Consider the following 15,547-nt stretch of genomic DNA (forward strand, 5'->3'; position numbering starts at 1 on the left):
GGCTCCGTGCCGGCCTGCGGTCGGAAGGAAATGCCGGCTGGCGATTGACGGACCACGCGATCGCGGGTGCGTTTCAGCGCTTTCGGCAGGCTCGATGAGCGCCTATAGTCGGACCGTTCATAGCCCGATCAGCGTGAACCAAGAGGCCCATCATGGCACGCACATTGGAACAGGAAAGAGCCGCGCTTGAAGAAGAAGGCCGCAAGCTGGAAGAGCGGCGGCAACGACTGGAAGAGAAGGAACGCGAGGCCGCGATACAGGCGATCGAGAAGACCGGTCTTCTCAAGCTCGACGGCAAGCGATTGAGTGGGCTGGTCGCCCGCATAAAGTCGCTGGGAATCGAGGAAGTGGAAAAGCGCCTGACGGCCTGAACAGCCCCCGCCGCGACCCTTGTCGCGGCACGGGCATGGGGGGCTCGATGCCCCTCATGCCCGTAACATCGCCACACAAAAAAAGGGGAGAGGCGCCCGCGCCCCTCCCCGTCTGTCTCAGAATTCGTCAAGCCGCCCGCCCGGCACGCTATGGACGATCCGGTCGATGATCGTCATCGGCAGCGCGCCGTAATCCCCCTCGTCGATGGTGATGTAGCCGGCCTCCTCGTCCGCCACGACATGCTGGTCGAAGTAGCTGTGAAGCGCGCGACGTTCGGCGTTCGCGATGGCGGCGAAGAAGGCGGCGTTGTCGGCGGCGGCGCTGGTCGAGATCATCTGCATGATAGGCTCCTGTCTGTCTTGAATGACAGGAGCGGCGCGTCGGGCGGCCGAGGCCGGGTCAAGGATCGCGAAGCGACCGCGAAGCGGCGGTGGGGGTCACGATTTTCTTCGGCGGCCAGGACGCCGAAGGAGAAGCGCCGCGCCTGATCCGCCGGAGAAAATGGTGGGGCCCCGCCGTCCTTGAGGCGGTCTCGGGCGTCCGACAGAATGGGAAGTCTGTGAGAGATGTTTCCTCTCGTCGGGAGACCCCGGCAAGGCGTAGCGGCGTGCGGACCGACGGGTCCGCGCGGCACGCGAGCGAGCCGGGACTTGATGCCAGCGGCAAAAGAAAAGGGACCGAGCGCGAGGCCCGGTCCCGGATGGCGTCAGGGATGACGACCGCAGTGGCAGTAGTTCTCGTCGATGCCGCTGATCGAGCAGAGGCCTGGTCCGAAACCGGCGGCCATGATCTCGGGATCGTCGATATAGCCAAGCTCGGTGGCGATCGCGATTGCCTGTGACCGGAGCGCCGGATCGAGCTTGTCGATGGTCGGCTCCAGCGCCTCCGTGAACCACCGCTCATACATCTCGTAGCTGCCGCCGGCGGTCTGGTGCATCATCGCTTTCGAGACGCGGTCCGCCTCCTCCCGAAACTGCGCCAGACTATCCGATTGGGCGGCTGCGGATAGCGGATCGTCCTGCGGAGTGTGCGCCTGTTGTGGGCGGTGTTCGGCTGCGACCTGGTATGTCCTGCCGCAGTTCGAACAGCGGGCGCATTCATCGACTTCGTCATAATGCTCAGGATCGTAGAGCGTCGCGCAGTACGGGCAGATCGGAGCGTTGAACAGCGCCCGGAGATCGTCGGAAAGGTTGTCCATAAGAGCCTCCATCAGGATGATGCCGTGCTCCCCATCTCTCATCGATGAGGATGGGCTCATCGGGACGCGGTGTTGAGGCGGTCAGGGACGGCATGGCCGCCGCGAAGCGGGCAGCGGGGGAGCCGATTTTGTTGCCGGGTAGCGGAGCGGATCGGCGGCAAAATTGGGGGGACCGCTGATCCTTGACGGCCGAGAGACACCCAGCGTCAAACTGTGGCGATGAAGCTCCGTCTGATGCCGAGATGTGAGAGTGGTTTGGCTTTGCCCCCGAGCGTCGTGCGGGCGTCCGGATGGACCGCATCGCACGTCTAGGAGCGGCTCGCACAGAGGCAACTTGGTGTCGTTCCATCTCTGTGATAGGCGAGCGCTTGCGCCACCAAGGCCGTGGCGCCGGGACTGGTAATCCCGTCGAGAAAGGCAGCTCGGTGTGGTTTCACGCCGGGGTGCCTGCGCATATGTCCAGGTGCCTCGGTGCTAAAAGCGTAGGCGCATGTCTCGACGTGTTACCAGCCCCGGCTCCCGCGCCCAGAGCGCGGGAGTTTCGGCAAGGGTTTGGCCCTTGCGCATCCGGGGAGCGTGGGATGAGCAAGTCAGGGCAGAAGGTGGAGTCTCGTCCGCCGGAGATGGCATCGCGAGCGGCTGAAGCGTCGGACGCGATCGACCATCTGAGAAACGATCCGGAGATCCGGCGCGCGCTGGCTCTGGTCCTGATGCGGCAGGCGATGAAGGCGCTCGAAGAGGCCGAAGAAGACAGGGCCTGTTGTCATCTGCAGGCCGCGATCGACAGCCTTCTCGAGCGTTATGTCGATGGCGTTCCGTCGGCGACGAACTGACCGTTCAGGCCCACGCAAACCGAGCGTCATCATGCGCCGGCGCGCTCGCGACGAGACGCTCGAGCCGGGGCAGATAATGATCGACGCCGCGCAGTGCCGCCCGGCTCGGCGTGGCCGGATCGGACAGCCGGGCGCGGAGGAGCTCGACGGGAATGTCGCCGACGCTTTCCGCCTCGATTGCGAGGGCTTCGAGCAGCGCATAGGCATTGCCATAGGCGAGATCGAGTTCGAGGCCCTGATCCGATGTGAGGGCGACGCACAGCGTGATCTCGGCGCTGGCGGGGCAGTGATGGATGGCGATGCGCCGTCCTCTGAACTGGGCTTCCTCGATGACCGCGATCACGGCGGCGTCATGGTCGAAGATGCTGGTGATGGCGGCGAGCGCGAGCGGACAGACGCGCGCCTCGAAGCTGTCGCCGAGATACTCGTCGGGTTCAAGCAGCGCGACGCCGATGCGGTCTCCCTCGGAGCGGAGGAACCGCCGGAGCGCCGCGAGTTTCCGCGCCGTGATGATAGCGCTGGGCGAGAGAGCATCGTCGGCCGGTTCGGTGATGCGAAACAGGATGGACACGGGCTTGGTCTCCTCGACTGAAGGCGCTTTGCCCCTCCCCTCTCCTCTTTCTGGCGGCCGCCCACGGTCAGCTTGTCGGGCCCGTCTTGGCGGGACGCTGCAGTCGCGGCGCACGGGGGTTCGATGCCCGCGTGCGCCGCTTCCTCGCAGCAAGAAAGAAGAGAGGCTCCGGCGGATGCCGGAGCCTCTCGAGGGTGCGTCAGCGACGACGCTGGCGACCGCCGTTCACCATGTCGCGGTAGTAGTCATCCTGCGTCCAGGGATCGAACTCGTCGCGGGACTTCGGGAGATCGGTCTTGGGCTGGGCGAGCCGCGCCTTCACGGTCTCATCGAGCTTCACGACATGGAGAGGCACGCCTGCCTGCCGCAGCTTCTGGGCGAGGTTCATCTGGATGCCCGAGCCTTCGCAGACGACGGCTTCCACCGGCCTCAGGGCCAGCAGCCGGTCGTTGCGGACGAAGGCGGCCTTGGCGCCCAACCGGCGGTCGAGCTTGAACAGAATGACCTTCACGCCGCGCGCTGCCGCCCATGCCTGCGCAATCGCATCGCAGCCCTTGGTCTGGGCGGTCGTTGCGAGGATCATTTCCGGGATGCGCGCCTTGATCGAGTCGAGCCCGCGCCAGAGACCCTCATGGTCTTCCCAGACCTGCCCGCCGGAGAATGCGACAACCGGACCTTCGGGCGCGAACTGCTCGCGGCGCTCTCGAATTCGGGAAGCGAGATAGTCGCGGGCATCGATCATCGACGCGGTGACGCCTCGGGACACCCGGCTGCCGCGGGTCGGCGAATAGGGCCGTCCGGTCTCGACGCGATAGACTTCGGAGGCGTGGTCGCGCATGCACTCCATCGCATCGCGGCACCCTTGCAGCGTCTGGCAGAGAAGCTGGGCGTCTTCGAGCTGCGCGGCGTAGATCTCGCTCGGGTCAAAGTTGCGGGCGAGTTCGCCAAGCTCCTTCGCGGCATCGTCTTCTCGGTCGTTGATGCGCTTCGCGACGACGTGGAAGCTGTTCACGAAGCCCCAGGCGAGATCGGCTGCATAGGGTTCGAGGCGCGTGTCGCGGAACACATCGAACAGCGTCGCCATCACCATCTCAACGGCCACACGGGCCTGCTCCGGGTCGGGCATGTCGAGCTGCTCGGCCTCGTCGACCGGCGAGAGCTTCGCGCGTTCGTCATGCTCGATGAAAGCGTGTTCGTAAGTGGCGGCGCGGTCGTGGCTGTCCGTCTCGCTGGCGATGAAGCTGGCGAGATCTGCGAAGTTCGAGAAAGACTTGGTCATGTGAGCCTCCATGGGTTCTGGATGTCTCATCCTCGGGATGAGGCCTGGCTCAGGGCATGCGGTGGTCAGGGAGGTCGGGCACGTTAACCGGGAAGCCGGCCGCTCGCGGCCGGACCCGGGTTAACGCCGCCGCGCGGGGAGCGGGGGAGCCGATTTTTTCGGGGGGCCGCGCCAGCGGGCGCACGCAAAAATTGGGGGGACCGCTCATGCTCGACGGACCGCCAACCCCGCATGCCACACTAGGCAGACACAAGAGAGGAATAGGAATGAAAATCCTTCCCCGCTCGTCAACCGCAAGTGGGATCGTGACCCGGCAGGGCGGAGACGAAGCTCCGCTTCGGCTCCGTGAGCTTAGCCGGGGCTCGCGCGGCACGCGCGGGCGGCGGCTTAGCGAATAGAGCCCCGGTCCCGTCCTTCGCCCGAGCGAAGGGCGGGATGCGCCAACCCTTCTTGGCCAGCCCTATCGCAGGACCGATGACCTGGACCTCGCCGGCCCCACACAGCCCGGTTTTCAGACGAAGTCTGATCGATCGGTGAGATCCCGCAGCACGAGCAACTTACGCCGCAGCCAGCACGCAGCACCGCGCGGCACGCAGACGTGACGCGAGGCGACATTCGCTTTGAACCCGGTCCGGTCAGAGGCGGGTGAGCACGGCAAATGCCCGCGCCGCCATCGAGGGCGCCGCGCCGCGAGTTTCAGGGGATGCTGGGCGGGTGGCAAGCTCGCCCTAGGCACGGGGCGAGGCCGGCGTGTGCCGACCTCGCCGCCGGCATCAGGTCGGCCTGATCCAGTCGGCGGCGAGCTGCCATCCAAGGATATCGCTGCCGCTGTCACCGACGGCATCGCCGGAGATGTCGCGCCAGGGCGAACGCGGCCGGTAGGTCGGCATATACCGTACCGTCATCAGCTCGAATGTGGAGCAGGTATAGCCGCTCAACCGGATCGCAAGCACCGGCTGGTTCTCGGGCGGCAAAGCACCGAAGATCGAGATGAAGCCCGAGGGGATCGGGTGCAGTGTCGCATCGATCATCGCGCGCGCGAGCCGGGTCTCCAGTTCGCTGGCCTCGCTGCCCCAGGGATGGGCATCGATGTCGAACAGATCGGCGGCGCCGGCCGCGGGCACATAGGAGAATTCGCCGGACCAGCAGCGGCTGTCCGGATTGAGCGCGGCGATATCGTCGCCGAGGCGCGGATCGCCGGTCTCGCAGCGTAGCCAGTCGGCAAGGGCCGGCGTGAGCCGGCCTGAAAGCTTGCGGGCGCGCAGCGGGGTCGCATCGAGATCGGGAAATTCGACCAGCCACCAGGCGAGGCGGTGGTGCATGATGATGCCGAAGCAATGGTCGGCGGACCGGGCGGGCGTGGATTGTGCGTGCATGAGCGTTGTCCTGTTGGAAGGCCGACGGGTCAATGGACCGACCCGTCGTGCGCGAAGATGGAATGGGGGACGATCAGTTGGTGCTCGCTGGCGACCAGCGACCAGGCCGCGGCAAGATCGTCATAATATTCGCAGTCGACGATCGCGTCGGCGCTGGCTTCGCCGAACTGCGCCTGCTCGAAGTCGCGGGCGTGGGCGGCGTCGGTCGCCTCGGTGATCGCCTGGCCAAGGCGGGCGGCGATCTCGTGGCGGCCCATGCTGTCGGCCGCGCGGCGGATGCGCTCGACCATGCAGGGGTTGGTGGTCTCGATGCCGTGGGCGATGCCGGCGATGTCGTCGAAGCTGGTGAGGGTGAACATTTGTGCTCTCCATCGAAAGGTGGAGGGCGGCCGCGCGCGACCGCCCGGAAGGACGGTCAGAGGAATTCGATTTCCTCGGCGACGATGTCGGTGTTGTAGTAGGTGCGACCGTCGCGCTCGTTGCGGCTGTAGCGGATCTCGCCGACCACCAGGAGCTTGTCGCCCTTCTTCTTGTGGTTGGCGACCGACTTGCCGAGGCCGTTGAAGGCCTTGACCGTGTGGAACTCGTCGTAGGTCTCGGTGTAGCCGTTGTCGTCCTTCTGGACCTGGCCGTCCTTGATGACCGGCTTGGAGGTGACGAGGCTGAAGCTGACGCCGCCCTTGCTGTCCGTGCCGAAGCGGCTGATGTCCGAGGTGATGCGGCCCGAGAGAAAAACCTTGTTCATGGCCTGATGCCTTTCGCGTCTCACGCCAGCGGGCCGATCCCGCTGGGATGAACTTGTCCGAAGGCCCGTGATCGAGGGGACACCGCACCCGAGCGCCAGCGAGGGGAAACCCCCATTTTTCGAGTGGTGCGGGCAGAGGCCGCCAGGCCTCAACACGGTCGGAAAATGGCGGGTTGCGGAGGCCCCGCACGGGCGTAGCGTTCATCCACTCAAGCGGATGGCCCACCGGCGATATCGCGAAGGCCCTCGCCATGGACGGTCTTCACTCGGGGTCAGCCAAAGCGAGACACCTGCCCTGCACGGCGGCGGCGCGTCGGATTGTCGGCCTCGCCCGAGCGGTCTGGGGACGGCCTCGTGTGCGGGATCGACAGGGCGCGGCGTCCGGGACGGCGAGATGCCATCAGGTCATGCCGGCCAGCGGTCGGCGAGTGCCATGCACGAGGAAGGGCATGGCGCTGGATCGTCCGGCAAGAGGACAGCGCACCGCGGCACGGCGACGGGTGCTCCGGCTCGAGCGATATCAGCGGTCGGCAGGCAGAGACCTCGGCGACGCTTCCTGCGGTCGGGCCGGCCCGCCTGTCGCCAAGATGGTGGCTCGATGCGGCCTATCGGCGAGGAAAGCCGGGAAGGACGGCGAGGCTATCTACCGCAGACGGGCGAGCCGGCCTGGCGGTATCCCGCGGAACAGGGAGAGGGAGCCCGCGCCGGTCGCGGCGATCAGGAAGAAGCCGCCCGCCATGGTCGCGTTCTTCAGGATTTCGGTGAGATTGCCCATGTGCGCCTGCTTGGCCGTGGCGAGACACCAGAGCCCGAGCAGGATGCCAACCGTGCGGACGGGATAACCCAGGACGATCGCGATCCCGCCGACAAGCTCGCAAAGGCCGATCAGATAGGCGAAGATCAGGGGGTCGGGCAGGCCGATGGCTGCAAGTCCGGGAACGAGGGCGGCCGCGCCGCCCATGAGCTTCATCGCACCCCATACGATGAAGGGGATGCCAAGGAACAATCGTGCGAGAAATAGCCCTCGGTCGTTCATGAGCATCCCCCTGTGATCGGCCTCGCCATGACAGGAGGACGCACGGAAAGGTCGTGCGTCTACCCGGGCGGGCTTCTTGAAGACTAGCGCCCGTGCGGGCGTGCAACAACGGGTCTAGTCCTGGACGGGCTTTCCGGACTTTTCTTCTTCGAAGGAGAGCGCGACGTCGGCGTTGGCGGAGAGGCGGACGCGGTCGCCTTCGACACCGGCGACCAGGCCGATGCTGATATAGTGGTGGTGGCCGCTGTGGGCGCCGTGGCTGTCATGTTTCCCGAGCTAGATCCGGTCGCCCTCGAGACGATCGACGGTGCCGACATGGACGCCATCGGCGCCGATGATTTCCATGCCTTCCTTGATGTCGTGAGCCATCGCTAGTTTCTCCTTGATTGGCGGAGGTCGCGAAGCAACTCTCATGCCACCGGCATGATCCAGCGATGCACGTGCATAGTCAGCGACATGCGGCGATGCTCAACGCAGGCGAACGACAGAATGTCCCGCATTGCGGGGCAAATTGTCCAAGGCAAACGGTACTCGTCCGTTCAATGCTTGCGGACGAATTCTGCGCGCAAGACCAGCCCCTTGATTCCATCGTATCGACAGTCGATCTCCTGGGCGTCGCCGGTGAGTCGGATCGATTTGATCACGGTGCCCTTGCGCAGGGTCTGGCCTGCGCCCTTCACTTTGAGATCCTTGATCGTGATGACGCTATCACCATCGGCGAGAAGGTTGCCGACGGAATCGCGCACTTCGATCGCCTCGGCGGCGTGGGCATTCGCGGCGGCCTCGGCCGGACTGATCCATTCGCCGGAGGCTTCGTCATAGACATAGTCGTCGCTGGTATCGGTCATGGTCGGTCGCGCCCTTCAGGCCAGACGCGCTTCGAGCGCGCCGAGTTCGGCGGTCAGCGCCGCGGGCAGGCGGTCGCCGAAGCGTGCATAGTCGCGGCGGATGCGCTCGGCCTCGGCGCGCCATTCGTCGTGATCGACGGCGAGGAGGGCTGCCACGGCTGCGTCGGAGAGATCGAGTCCCGCCAGATCGAGGTCGTCCATCCTGGGAAGGCGGCCGATGGCCTTGTCCTCGGCCTCGACGCGCCCGTCCAGGCGATCGGCGATCCATTTGAGGACGCGGGCATTGTCGCCGAAGCCGGGCCAGAGGAAACGGCCGTCGACATCCTTGCGGAACCAGTTGACGTAGAAGATGCGCGGCAGCTTGGCCGCGTCCGACGCCTCCGCGCCCAGCTTTAGCCAGTGGGCGAAATAGTCGCCCATATTATAGCCGCAGAAGGGCAGCATCGCGAAGGGATCGCGGCGCACGTCGCCGATCTTGGTCTCGGCCGCGGCCGTGCCCTCGGACGCGACGTTGGAGGCCAGGAACACGCCGTGCTGCCAGTCGAAGGCCTCGGTGACGAGCGGAGCGGTCGTCGCTCGGCGGCCGCCGAAGAGAATGGCCGAGATCGGAACGCCCCTGGGGTCCTCCCATTCGGGCGCGATTGCCGGGCATTGCCCCGCGGGGCAGGCGAAGCGCGCATTGGGATGGGCAGCCGGCGTGCCGAGATCGGGAGACCAGGCCTGGCCGCGCCAGTCGGTCAGCCCGGCGGGCGGCTCCTTGGTGAGGCCCTCCCACCAGACATCGCCATCGGCGGTGAGCGCTGTGTTGGTGAAGATGGTGTTCGCGTCGAGGCTGGCGAGCGCATTGGCGTTGGTGGTCGCGCTCGTGCCCGGCGCGACGCCGAAGAATCCGGCCTCGGGATTGATCGCGTAGAGCCGGCCGTCGTCACCGAAGCGCATCCAGGCGATGTCGTCGCCGATGGTCTCGGCCTTCCAGCCCGGAATGGTCGGCTGCAGCATGGCGAGGTTGGTCTTGCCGCAGGCCGAAGGGAAGGCGGCGGCGACATAATGCACGCGGCCCTCGGGTGAGGTCAGCTTGAGGATGAGCATATGCTCGGCAAGCCAGCCATCGTCGCGGGCCATGACCGAGGCGATGCGCAGGGCGTAGCATTTCTTGCCGAGCAGGGCGTTCCCGCCATAGCCCGATCCATAGGACCAGATTTCGCGCGTCTCGGGGAAGTGGACGATATATTTGGTCTCGTTGCAGGGCCAGGCGGCGTCGGCCTCGCCGGGCGCGAGCGGCGCGCCGACCGAATGGACCGCGGGCACGAATTCGCCGTCCTCGCCCAAGGCGTCGAGCGCGGGCGTGCCCATCCGCGTCATCACGCGCATGGAGAGGACGACATAGGGGCTGTCGGTGATCTCCACTCCGAGCGCGCTGATCGGCGAGCCGATCGGGCCCATGGAGAAGGGCACGACATACATGGTGCGCCCGCGCATGCAGCCGTCGAACAGGTCCTTGAGCGTGCCGCGCATCTCGTCCGGCGCGCGCCAGTTGTTGGTCGGTCCGGCGTCGGCCTCGTTTTCGGCGCAGATGAAGGTGCGGCTTTCGACGCGCGCGACATCGCGCGGGTCCGAGGCGGCCCAGAAGGAGTTGGGGCGCTTCGCGGGATCGAGGCGGCGCAGGGTTCCGGCCGCGACCAGCTGCTCGGTCAGGGCATGCCATTCGGCCTCGGAGCCATCGCACCAGTGGATATGGTCGGGTTTGGTGAGGGCGGCGATCTCGTCGACCCAGGCAGCGAGGCGGCGATGGCGAGTCGGAGCCGCCAGCGTTTCAGCGATAAGGGCGTCCGACATCGAAACTCTCCGAATAACTGGGGCGTCGCGGCAAGCGCGCGCGGTTTGCGAGGGGGTTGATGCCCGGTTCGTTAGCAGTTTGAGGACGCCAGATGCAAGTTTAGGATCGCTATTCAGATAGTCAGCCTCGCTTCTGAGCAATCCTTGACGTCATTCCTGATGTATTTTACATCATGGCGATGCTCACCCCAGCTCAGCTTCGCGCGGCGCGCGCGCTCCTCGGAATCGACCAGCGCACGCTCGCCGAGCGCGCCGGCGTCTCGCTGCCAACGATCCAGCGCATGGAAGCGACCAGCGATGGCTATGTCCGGGGCGTGGTGGATACGCTGACCAAGGTGGTCGATGCGCTTGAGCGCGAGGGGATCGAGCTGATCCGGGAGAATAGCATCAGCGCGAGCGGCGGGCGGGGTGTCCGGCTGCGCGATCCCACCAGCCCGACCTTGCGCGAGCCCGTGCGGCGCACGCAGGACAATGCATCGGCGGCGTAGGCATGCCTGACGGTACGGCGACAGCCCATCTCTTCCGGCCGAAGCTCGTCACGGCCCTGAGCGAAGGCTATTCCCTCTCGTCGTTGCGCAAGGACGTGCTCGCTGCGGTGACGGTGGCGATCGTGGCGCTGCCTCTGTCGATGGCGATCGCCGTAGCCTCCGGCGTGTCGCCCGAGCGAGGGCTATATACAGCGATCATCGGCGGGTTCCTCGTCTCGGCGCTGGGTGGGAGCCGCTACCAGATCGGGGGACCCGCGGGGGCCTTCATCGTTCTGGTGGCTGCCACGACGACGAAGTTCGGTCTGAACGGGCTGCTCGTGACCGTGATGCTGTCGGGCGCGATGCTGACGCTGATCGGGCTTTCGCGCCTCGGCTCGCTGATCCGCCACATTCCCCATCCCGTGACCGTGGGGTTCACCTGCGGCATTGCCGTGACGATCTTCTCAGGCGAAATCCGGGATCTGTTCGGTCTGCATCTCGCGGGCGCGGAACCCGGCCCGCTGATCCCCAAGCTGCTGGCGCTCGGCAAGGCGGCAGCGACGGCGACGCCTGCGGCGGCGGTGCTGGGCCTCGGCTCGGCGGCGCTGATCTTCGTGCTGCGCCGGTATCGGCCCAACTGGCCCGGCATGTTGATCGCGGTGGTGCTGGCGTCCATCGCCGCCGCATGGATGCAGCTTCCGGCCGAGACGATCGGCAGCCGCTTCGGCGATATCCCGCGCGGCTTGCCGACGCCGCAGGCACCGGAGATGTCATGGGCGCTGGTGCTGCAGCTCCTGCCGTCGGCGCTCTCGTTCACCCTGCTGGGCGGCGTCGAGAGCCTGTTGTCGGCCAAGGTCGCCGACAGCATGTCCGGACGCAAGCATCGCTCCAACATGGAGCTGGTCGCGCAGGGTCTCGCCAACATCGTCTCAGCCCTGTTCGGCGGGATCAGCGTCACCGGCACGATCGCGAGAACCGCGACGAACATCCGGGCTGGCGCGATCAGCCCGGTGTCGGGCATGCTGCATGCGCTGTTCGTCCTGCTGTTCATGCTCGTGGCTGCGCCGCTGGCGCGCTATGTACCGCTCTCGGCGCTCGCCGGCGTCCTGCTGGTGGTGTGCTGGAACATGGCCGAGAAGGCCGAATTCCTGCGCCTGATCCGTAGCTGGCCCACGGCCTCGGTGCTGCTCGCGACCTTCGGCCTGACCCTGGTGAAGGACCTGACATTCGGGATCGTCGCGGGGTGTGTCGTCGCCGCATTGCTGGCGATCGTCCGGCGAAGGGTCCCGCAGGAGGGCGATTGAAGGTGCGACGGTGCGGAGCAAGTGGCTTGCCCGCAGAACAAAAACAGGGCCTGCCTCGCGGGGAATGTGCGAGGCAGGCCCTCAAGGGTCGTGCGCGGCCGGGAGGCGCGGGACCGGGCACGTCGGGGAGCATGTTGGAGGGCGGAAGAAGCGGTGGGACCAGGTTCGGGCCGTGAGCGCCATTGAGCGACCGCGTCGCGGTCAAAGGGTTCAATCGGTCAATGCGGAGAGCATACGCGGTGCCGAGGCCGATCCGATCGCGCTTGTGAGACGCGTCGCATCGGCAATGGTGGACGCCGTTCCGAGCCATTCCAGGGAGCCATCATGGCGTTCAGCATAGATGGCGTAGGAGGCGGGGACTTCGTCAGCGTTCTGCACGAGGGCATGTTCGCCGGACGCATCACGCAGGCCCGCGATTGCGATCTGCCGGCTCCATGCGAGAGGAACGGGACGAAGCTCACCGCCAGAGGGCGACGTGGAAAAGTTCTCGGACCATCCTGGGCAGCGCTGGTCCACGAAGTCGATTGCGGCGGCGATCCGACCGTTGGTATCGCCATGGGCAAGGGCGAGACAGGCGGGCGCGGCTGCGATCATATCCGCCAGCTTCGCCGTAAAGGTCTCGAACATCGCATCGCTCTGGAAGTCGCCATCCTCCGGGGGCACGGGCCTTTCCTCCGTCAACACGATTTGCAGTTCGTGAAGCGCCGCGAAGGCCAGGCCGGACGCGTGTCCGGTGGTGAGGTCAGGCCTGTCGAAGATCAGGTCGTAGGGCCGGCCTTCCGGATCGGCGAAAGCCTGATCGAAGGTCAGGTGCGAGATCGATTCCCAGGTCTCTCGGGAAATCTCGCGCGCATCGACATAATATTCGGGTGCGGGAAGGCCGAGACCCGCATCGAGACCATCGAGGCGCAGACGGGAAAGCTGGGCCGTTTCGCTATTCGGATGCTCTTGGCGTTCCAGCAAGGTCGCGAGATCGGTCTGGTCGAGCGCGATCCAGTGCGGGGCCGACGCGCCGTCGCGCGGAAACAGGCCACGGAGCTGGATCAGTCGCTCGATCTGCGAGGCGTCCCGCAGGTCATAGGCGCCGCCGAGGATTTCGGCGGCGATGTGGTGCCAGACGTGCCAGGGATAGCTCGCGAAGGGCACAACATGGCGAGCAACCAGACAATCGTCATCCAGCATGCATTCCCGGCTGCCGTCACCGGCCCAGAATTTGCCCACGCTACCCTCGGCGGAAACGATCTCGGCGCTGGTGAGCGCGACGAAGTCGGCAGTGAGGCCGCACAAGTCGTGGGGCGATCGGGTCGGGAGACTGGATTGGGCAAGTGAAGGCATGGAGGGATCCTCGCTGTTGGTCGGCGTGCGGGTGCGCGCTGTCAAAAGAGACAGGGCCCGCTTCGCGACGTGCGAAACGGACCCTGCAAGGGGCCGCGCCCGGAGGCTGGGCGCGGCGGGGGAGATGGATCGCGTCAGGCGGTCGCGTCGGCGGTTTCGGCCGGTTCGGCGGCCTCGGAACCGTGCGGCTTGCGCTGGCGGCGACCGCCTTCCTGGGGCTCGCCACCGAAGGCATGTTCGGCGGAGGACTGGCCGAGGCCGGCCTCGGCGCCCTGGGTGGCGGGGCCGGCGGTCTCGTCGGCGCCGGGCAGCGGCGGCAGGCCCTCGTCGGCCTTGGGCGCCATCTCCGCGGCGAGATCGCGGCGACGCGTCGGGCGCGACCAGACGACGTTGTAGCTGCCGTCCTCCTGGCGGAACGCCGACACGTAGAGCGGCGCGGCCAGGCTCGGGTCCTCGATCTTGCCGTTGAGGAACGCCTCGCCCGTGCCGTTCGAGAACAGCTCGAACAGCGCACCCACCTGCACCCACGCCCGCGACGCCGACAGCGCCAGAACCTCGAACTTGGGCGCCTTGGGATTGGCCGAGTGCACCTCGCGCAGCGCAACCGTCATGGCGATCGCCAGCGTCGCGATCTTGCCGACGAAAATGCCGGCGTCATTCTGCTTGATCGAACCGATGTTCATGGGAAAGTCTCCTGAAAGCGGTCTCGAACACCGTGTCCGAGCCACCTTCCTCCTTCCCCACTCCCCTCCTCGGCCGTTCGGCCGAGCAGGCGCGCAAGCGCCCATCCGAGCGCCGCAAAAGCGGCCTCGGGTCGAAACGCGTTGGGCGCTGGATGGCGCTGACCGCCTGCGGGCGGTCAGTGCGCTAGAGGCAACGTCACCGGCTGGCGGACGGTCGCTAAGTGGGCGGGAGAGCCTCGCTCGCGGTCATGCTGCGGTCGAAGGCCTCGACATGGCGGCGCGCGAGATCACGCTTGGCGATGTTGTGCCAGTAATGATCGTCATGCCCTTCATAGTTGCCGCGACCGTCGAGCCGGATCGTGTCACCATATTGCTCGATCCGCTGACCGTCATAGGTGAGCAGCACCTCGCCCTGGGTCGTGCTGAAGCGCTTGCGCTCGATAACCAGCTTGGCGGGATCATAAGGCGGCGGCTGGCGCAGATAGTCGGGACGCTGGCGGTTCGCAGCGATCGCTGCGCAGAGGCGTTCAACGTGATGCGCGTCGTTCGAGACGATGATGAAGACATGGGATCGGTCGAAGAAGTTGCCGAAGAAGCTGACGGCATTCTCGACCCCTTCGAGCCATTCGCCGCGCAGGTTGCGGGCATCCCGTTCGACGAAATCGCCATATTTTTCGAACAGGCGGTTGAGCGGATGATCGTTCAGCATCTCGATCAGCGCGTCGATCGCGGCTTCGACGGTCTCGGAGCGCAGATGGCCGTTGCTCAGGACGATGGTCGTCATGGTCGTTCCTCTCGAGTTTGGAGTTGATCGAGCGGGGACAGCCGCCGCGCCCGGTGGTATGTCGGCCTCGGCAGGCTTGTGGCGCGGTCCGGCGATTATCGTCTGCGGCGGAGCGCCACGACTGTAGCGGTCGAGGGACAGGCCGTCAGTTGGGCTCGTCGAGCCAGTTCTCGATTCTAAGGGCGCGGATGCGCGAGAACTCGCCGTAGTTGGCGGTCACAAGGACCGCGTCCAAGGCATAGGCATGAGCCGCGATGAACAGGTCGTTCGGGCCGATCGGCTTGCCCGCGGCCTCGAGCTCGGCGCGAATTCCGCCATATTCGGTGTCGGCCGGAACATCGAGGGCGAGAACCTGGATGCTGTCGAGGATCGCTTCGATCTGGGCCAGGAGGCGCGGCGATCCCTTCTTGGCGCAGCCGTAGCGGAGTTCGGCGGCCACGATGATGCTGACGCAGATGCCGTCAGGGCCGACCTCGGCGATCCGGTTCGCGATGGCCCCGTGCGGATTGCGCGCAAGCTCGGACACGATGTTGGTGTCGAGCATGTAGAGCGTGCTCAAAGGTCTATGGCCTTTGCCGGCAGCAGCGTATCGTCGACGTCCGGGAACTCGTCATCAGGTCCGAGCGGGTCGAGGCTCGCCAGGACTTCGAGAATATTCCGCCGGCGGATCGGCTCGAGAATGAGCCGCTCGCCGTCACGGTGGATCATGACGCTCGTTCCTGGAAGCTCGAAGTCGGCCGGGATACGCACGGCCTGGCTCTTGTTGTTGCGGAACAGTTTGGCTTCCCGCGAGGCTATCGGTTCGGATCGTGCCATGCCGTCCTCCTTGGATATACATAGACATATACATTGCGGTCGGCCATTTCAATGGCGGACAACA

General features: G+C 66.1%; 19 protein-coding genes and 1 pseudogene. 4 read left to right on the forward strand and 16 right to left on the reverse strand.

Annotation, left to right across the window (positions count from 1 at the left end):
* The first annotated feature begins 152 nt into the window (after positions 1-152).
* Positions 153-371 carry a hypothetical protein gene (locus Q4610_RS18275; protein ID WP_019054537.1) on the forward strand — a complete coding sequence of 73 codons (219 nt, stop codon included), beginning with the start codon at positions 153-155 and terminating at the stop codon, positions 369-371.
* A gap of 117 nt (positions 372-488) precedes the next feature.
* On the opposite strand, the gene Q4610_RS18280 is transcribed toward Q4610_RS18275, so the two are convergent.
* Both Q4610_RS18280 and Q4610_RS18285 read right to left on the reverse strand, forming a co-directional pair.
* Positions 489-713 (reverse strand): hypothetical protein, encoded by a 225-nt coding sequence (locus tag Q4610_RS18280; protein WP_019054538.1) that lies wholly within the window; start codon positions 711-713, stop codon positions 489-491.
* Positions 714-1,078: 365 nt separating this feature from the next.
* On the reverse strand, positions 1,079-1,570 hold the full coding sequence (locus Q4610_RS18285; RefSeq protein ID WP_254447843.1) for a hypothetical protein: 492 nt from the start codon (positions 1,568-1,570) through the stop codon (positions 1,079-1,081).
* 581 nt (positions 1,571-2,151) lie between these two features.
* Between Q4610_RS18285 and Q4610_RS18290 the strand changes: the two genes are divergently transcribed.
* Positions 2,152-2,403 carry a hypothetical protein gene (locus Q4610_RS18290; RefSeq protein ID WP_019054540.1) on the forward strand — a complete coding sequence of 84 codons (252 nt, stop codon included), beginning with the start codon at positions 2,152-2,154 and terminating at the stop codon, positions 2,401-2,403.
* Positions 2,404-2,407: 4 nt separating this feature from the next.
* On the opposite strand, the gene Q4610_RS18295 is transcribed toward Q4610_RS18290, so the two are convergent.
* The 9 genes and pseudogenes from Q4610_RS18295 to Q4610_RS18335 form a co-directional block, all read right to left on the reverse strand.
* Positions 2,408-2,974, reverse strand: a complete 567-nt coding sequence (locus tag Q4610_RS18295) for a hypothetical protein (RefSeq protein ID WP_019054541.1) — start codon at positions 2,972-2,974, stop codon at positions 2,408-2,410.
* A 199-nt stretch (positions 2,975-3,173) separates the two neighbouring features.
* Positions 3,174-4,253, reverse strand: coding sequence for a DUF2493 domain-containing protein (locus Q4610_RS18300; protein ID WP_019054542.1), 1,080 nt, complete (start codon positions 4,251-4,253; stop codon positions 3,174-3,176).
* Between the two features lie 773 nt (positions 4,254-5,026).
* Positions 5,027-5,629, reverse strand: a complete 603-nt coding sequence (locus Q4610_RS18305; protein WP_019054543.1) for a hypothetical protein — start codon at positions 5,627-5,629, stop codon at positions 5,027-5,029.
* A 29-nt stretch (positions 5,630-5,658) separates the two neighbouring features.
* Positions 5,659-5,988: a hypothetical protein gene (locus Q4610_RS18310; RefSeq protein WP_019054544.1), complete on the reverse strand. Its 330-nt coding sequence runs from the start codon at positions 5,986-5,988 to the stop codon at positions 5,659-5,661.
* 56 nt (positions 5,989-6,044) lie between these two features.
* Positions 6,045-6,374 carry a single-stranded DNA-binding protein gene (locus Q4610_RS18315; protein ID WP_171132328.1) on the reverse strand — a complete coding sequence of 110 codons (330 nt, stop codon included), beginning with the start codon at positions 6,372-6,374 and terminating at the stop codon, positions 6,045-6,047.
* A gap of 643 nt (positions 6,375-7,017) precedes the next feature.
* On the reverse strand, positions 7,018-7,410 hold the full coding sequence (locus tag Q4610_RS18320; RefSeq protein WP_157410318.1) for a DoxX family protein: 393 nt from the start codon (positions 7,408-7,410) through the stop codon (positions 7,018-7,020).
* A gap of 114 nt (positions 7,411-7,524) precedes the next feature.
* Positions 7,525-7,779, reverse strand: a pseudogene (locus Q4610_RS18325) (DUF2171 domain-containing protein).
* A 170-nt stretch (positions 7,780-7,949) separates the two neighbouring features.
* Positions 7,950-8,258: an alkylphosphonate utilization protein gene (locus Q4610_RS18330; protein ID WP_019054549.1), complete on the reverse strand. Its 309-nt coding sequence runs from the start codon at positions 8,256-8,258 to the stop codon at positions 7,950-7,952.
* Positions 8,259-8,273: 15 nt separating this feature from the next.
* A complete protein-coding gene (locus Q4610_RS18335) occupies positions 8,274-10,094 on the reverse strand; it encodes a phosphoenolpyruvate carboxykinase (GTP) (RefSeq protein ID WP_019054550.1) in 1,821 nt (606 codons plus the stop codon).
* A 179-nt stretch (positions 10,095-10,273) separates the two neighbouring features.
* Here Q4610_RS18335 and Q4610_RS18340 point away from each other — a divergent pair, with 179 nt between their 5' ends.
* Together Q4610_RS18340 and Q4610_RS18345 are read left to right on the forward strand one after the other, a co-directional pair.
* Positions 10,274-10,582: a helix-turn-helix domain-containing protein gene (locus Q4610_RS18340; RefSeq protein WP_043146178.1), complete on the forward strand. Its 309-nt coding sequence runs from the start codon at positions 10,274-10,276 to the stop codon at positions 10,580-10,582.
* 2 nt (positions 10,583-10,584) lie between these two features.
* Complete coding sequence (locus Q4610_RS18345; protein ID WP_019054552.1) at positions 10,585-11,865, forward strand: SulP family inorganic anion transporter; 1,281 nt, start codon at positions 10,585-10,587, stop codon at positions 11,863-11,865.
* A gap of 210 nt (positions 11,866-12,075) precedes the next feature.
* Here the strand turns inward: Q4610_RS18345 and Q4610_RS18350 are convergent, their stop codons facing one another.
* The 5 genes from Q4610_RS18350 to Q4610_RS18370 all read right to left on the reverse strand — a co-directional run bounded on the left by Q4610_RS18350 (position 12,076) and on the right by Q4610_RS18370 (position 15,483).
* Positions 12,076-13,245 (reverse strand): hypothetical protein, encoded by a 1,170-nt coding sequence (locus Q4610_RS18350; protein ID WP_304537358.1) that lies wholly within the window; start codon positions 13,243-13,245, stop codon positions 12,076-12,078.
* 89 nt (positions 13,246-13,334) lie between these two features.
* Positions 13,335-13,883, reverse strand: coding sequence for a DUF736 domain-containing protein (locus Q4610_RS18355; protein WP_304537359.1), 549 nt, complete (start codon positions 13,881-13,883; stop codon positions 13,335-13,337).
* A gap of 217 nt (positions 13,884-14,100) precedes the next feature.
* Entirely contained in the window at positions 14,101-14,667 is a 567-nt protein-coding gene (locus tag Q4610_RS18360; RefSeq protein WP_019054759.1) for a hypothetical protein, read from the reverse strand.
* A 145-nt stretch (positions 14,668-14,812) separates the two neighbouring features.
* Positions 14,813-15,211: a type II toxin-antitoxin system VapC family toxin gene (locus Q4610_RS18365; RefSeq protein WP_019054758.1), complete on the reverse strand. Its 399-nt coding sequence runs from the start codon at positions 15,209-15,211 to the stop codon at positions 14,813-14,815.
* A gap of 11 nt (positions 15,212-15,222) precedes the next feature.
* The gene (locus Q4610_RS18370; RefSeq protein WP_019054757.1) at positions 15,223-15,483 is read right to left on the reverse strand and encodes an antitoxin; all 261 of its coding nucleotides are present in this window, start codon (positions 15,481-15,483) and stop codon (positions 15,223-15,225) included.
* Between the last annotated feature and the right edge of the window lie 64 nt (positions 15,484-15,547).

It is taken from the genome of Sphingobium cyanobacteriorum (assembly GCF_030580935.1).
Lineage (GTDB): Bacteria > Pseudomonadota > Alphaproteobacteria > Sphingomonadales > Sphingomonadaceae > Sphingobium > Sphingobium cyanobacteriorum.